Here is a 3,358-nt window from a genome sequence, read left to right as displayed (position 1 = left end):
GCGGCACAAACTCCTCAAGGATTTGATGTCAAGTTGTTGAAACAGTGCCATGCTGAAGGTGTCCGTCAAGGTTGGGAAGTAACTGACGATGCCGCCTTATTTGAAAGGTGTGGCTGGAAAGTGCAAATTCTTGAGGGAGAAGAGACAAATTTAAAAGTGACTACTCCACAAGATTTAGCGATCGCAGAATTTATTCTCAGAAGTAGAGGCTTTTGATACTCCCCACCGCATAGGCGGATGGGGATTCTTAAGAAATCCAGAAACGGATTCTTAAAGGCGCTATCAAGTCGCCGCTACTGATTCTACTCAGGTCTAGCCCAAGCTTCACCGCTACTTTTCTTAAAATATTCGCCGCACCATTGGCATCAGCATTTATTTTTGTACCATTTGCACAAGCGTACAGACCGCGTTTGACTCGCTTACCAGACTCTTGCCACCCTTCAGGTTTTTCGCCGAAGGTAGGTAGCAAATCAGAGTCTAAAAAACTCGCTTTACTGGTGTAACTTTCTTCAGTTTCCTCAAACTTTAGCCCGTACTGCTGGCATAGCTGATTAATTCTGTCTTTCAACCTAGCAGTAGGAATCTGAACAAACTTTTGATTAGTCTTGCTGCCAAGATTGATATTTTGGCGCTGACCTTCATTCCACCCAAAAACAATTGTCCCTATATTGTTATCGAGACAGTGATTCAATATCAGTCGGGCCGCTTTATTGACGGCATCCCTAACTTGTCTATTTCGTTTTTCGGTAATGAGAGCTAATTGTTTCGACCAAAAACCTTGTGGTTGATTCTCTTTAAGGACAGATACTCGTTTGTTGTACCACTGATTCAAGCTCTTGAGGTGCAGTCCATCGACAATCAAAGATGTGCCAATGTTACTAACACAAGTTAACCAATTATTAAGTCCCGGATCTATGCCAATGACTTTGCTAAAATCTACATCAGGTTGAATGGTTGAAAGTTTGTAAACAAGCTCCAAATAGAATTCACCATTTCTAGGCAGAATTCGATACTCTCTAATTTGCTTATGCTCAAGATTTGAAGGCATCGGTAAGTAAAATTCTGCTAGACCAAACCATGTCTTTACTTTGCTACCCAACGGGAAACGTAAGCCTTGTGGTTTAAGTTTTATGGCTTGTGCCGGATATGTGACCAAACTTAATCCGCCATCTCGATATCCTGGAAGCTTGGGTTTTTGCGTCACAGTACCATTTTTTATCCCTTTTAGCAGTCCCACAAATGATTTGAATGACTCTGCTACACTCATTAAACATTGTTGGGCTGCTTGGGAGTACATTGCTTCATTATGAATGTTGCCAGACAGTTCATTGTTTAAATCAAACAAGCTTGGGATTTTACCCGTTTTAAAGTAAAGCTGACGTGCATAGTAAGTCCCGCAATTAGAGAGTTTTGTTGCTTCACCACACAAAAACTCTAGGATTGCTTTTAGATCATTGTCAGGATTTAATAGTATTTTTTGACAGCCATACAGCATCAGTCGAATTGTCTAATTATGTTATTTTCAATACTATAACATAGATTCTAGAGTTGACTCGAAATGAGTAGAGATACTTTGAGGAAAGGAGCGCACGTAGTTTTTGATATTCATTTACACATGGTTTTTGTAACCAAGTTTCGTAGGTTGGTTTTTACAGAAGCGATGCTTGCAGATATGGAGCCTATTTTTGTCAGGGTATTAACCGCTAATTTGTGCATTCTTGAGGAGTTCAATGGAGAACCCGATCATGTTCATCTGCTTATCAACCTACACCCAGACAACAATATTTCTGATTTAATGGCTTCACTTAAGTCTGCTTCTAGCAGGATTTTGAGACAACAATACAAATCAGAAATAGGTAAGTTTTACTGGGATGAGAAAGTTAAACTATGGCATGATTCTAAATGCGTGGTTTCATCTGGTGGAGCGCCATTGGAAATAGTTAAAGCTTATATTAAAGGGCAGTCAGGCGGCAAGGAATGATTGTCTACTGCGCTCCGCTCCGCAGACCGTTATCCATCCCCACCGTATAGACGGATGGGGTTTTCCGCGAATTCTGATAAAATCTCAACACCTATTGATTATCAGGTGTCCATTATTCAGTTGCTAATGCCCAATACTTCTCTTCTTAGGCTACGCCAACGACTTCTCTACGAGACGCTACGCGAACGCTACTTCTCTACGAGAGGCTGCGCCAACGACGCCGCTCAGTACAAGTCAGTACAAGTGCCCAATACTTTGACTTCGCTCAGTACAAGTGCCCAATGAATAAATGATTACAGCCACAGCGACCAAGATAGAAGCGATTCTCTATTTAAAGGGTAAACCCTTGTCGCTCGGCGAAATTGCCGAGTATGCCGCGTGCGATCGCGCCACTGTCAAAGAAGGCATAATTCAACTAATGGACAACTATGCCCACCGAGATAGCGCCCTAGAGGTAATAGAAACCCCAGATGGTTACAGTTTGCAACTGCGCTCAGACTTTCATGATTTGGTGCAAACTATGATACCAGTAGAATTGGGTGTTGGTGCATTGCGGACTTTGGCAGCGATCGCCCTTAATAGTCCCATACTTCAGAGCGACTTGATTAACCTGCGCGGTTCAGGGGTATATCAGCACGTTCCTGAACTCGTAGAACTTGGTTTCATCCGAAAGCGCCGAGACAACGATTCTCGCTCCTATTCACTACAAGTAACCCCAAAATTTCATCAGTATTTTCAAATCGAACAACTCCCGCAAATACTTTCCAGCAGCCAAAAGGAAGAACAACTAGAACTAGAACTAGAACTAAAGGGAGTGGGGAGTGGGGAGTAGGGAGATGAGGGGGATAAGGGACTTCCAAGAAATAAATTACTACTACTTGAAATAGTTGGATGTTTTTTTATTTGGAAGTCCCTAAGTACACGTCACTGTAAAAGGGGTTCGGAAATATTGAGACTTGATGTTGGGTTCCACTTCGTTCTACCCAACCTACGAATGATTAAATTCCATACCCTTTTTGTGGTGTTCTGTACTCAGGAGAATAACCAATGCCCAATACTTCTCTTCTTAGGCTGCGCCAGCGACTTCTCTACGAGACGCTACGCGTAGCTTGCTTCCACGAAGTGGTACGACAGGCTCAGGGCAACGCGCCGCTCAGTACCCTTCTCTACGAGACGCTACGCGTAGCTTGCTTCCACGAAGTGGTACGGCAAGCTCAGGGCAGGCAAAGTCAGTACAAGTGCCCAATGCCCAATGCCCTATTAAAGGCTTAGACCTGTGGTAAATGCGCTACCCTTGTACTATGGTTTAGAGTAGAATTAGCAATTAAGCTAAATAAAACTGCCAATGGTGTTTAATCGTGACTTTTTGAATGACAA

General features: G+C 42.8%; 6 protein-coding genes. 5 read left to right on the top strand and 1 reads right to left on the bottom strand.

What is annotated here, in order from left to right:
• A partial coding sequence (locus ACYTXL_RS32885) for a 2-C-methyl-D-erythritol 4-phosphate cytidylyltransferase (protein ID WP_461928253.1) occupies positions 1-216 on the top strand: 216 nt, incomplete at its 5' end.
• A 31-nt stretch (positions 217-247) separates the two neighbouring features.
• Here ACYTXL_RS32885 and ACYTXL_RS32880 read toward each other — a convergent pair.
• Positions 248-1,495, bottom strand: a complete 1,248-nt coding sequence (locus ACYTXL_RS32880) for an RNA-guided endonuclease InsQ/TnpB family protein (protein ID WP_461928252.1) — start codon at positions 1,493-1,495, stop codon at positions 248-250.
• 63 nt (positions 1,496-1,558) lie between these two features.
• On the opposite strand from ACYTXL_RS32880, the gene tnpA reads away from it, so the two are divergent.
• The 4 genes from tnpA to ACYTXL_RS32860 all read left to right on the top strand — a co-directional run bounded on the left by tnpA (position 1,559) and on the right by ACYTXL_RS32860 (position 3,253).
• Positions 1,559-1,981, top strand: a complete 423-nt coding sequence (gene tnpA, locus ACYTXL_RS32875; RefSeq protein WP_461928251.1) for an IS200/IS605 family transposase — start codon at positions 1,559-1,561, stop codon at positions 1,979-1,981.
• Between the two features lie 126 nt (positions 1,982-2,107).
• Positions 2,108-2,266, top strand: a complete 159-nt coding sequence (locus tag ACYTXL_RS32870) for a hypothetical protein (RefSeq protein WP_461928250.1) — start codon at positions 2,108-2,110, stop codon at positions 2,264-2,266.
• 4 nt (positions 2,267-2,270) lie between these two features.
• The gene (gene scpB / locus ACYTXL_RS32865; protein WP_461928249.1) at positions 2,271-2,813 is read left to right on the top strand and encodes an SMC-Scp complex subunit ScpB; all 543 of its coding nucleotides are present in this window, start codon (positions 2,271-2,273) and stop codon (positions 2,811-2,813) included.
• A 215-nt stretch (positions 2,814-3,028) separates the two neighbouring features.
• Positions 3,029-3,253: a hypothetical protein gene (locus ACYTXL_RS32860; RefSeq protein ID WP_461928248.1), complete on the top strand. Its 225-nt coding sequence runs from the start codon at positions 3,029-3,031 to the stop codon at positions 3,251-3,253.
• The last annotated feature ends 105 nt before the right edge of the window (positions 3,254-3,358 follow it).

Source organism: Nostoc sp. (genome assembly GCF_054880495.1).
This window is presented reverse-complemented; position numbering and strand designations above follow the sequence as displayed.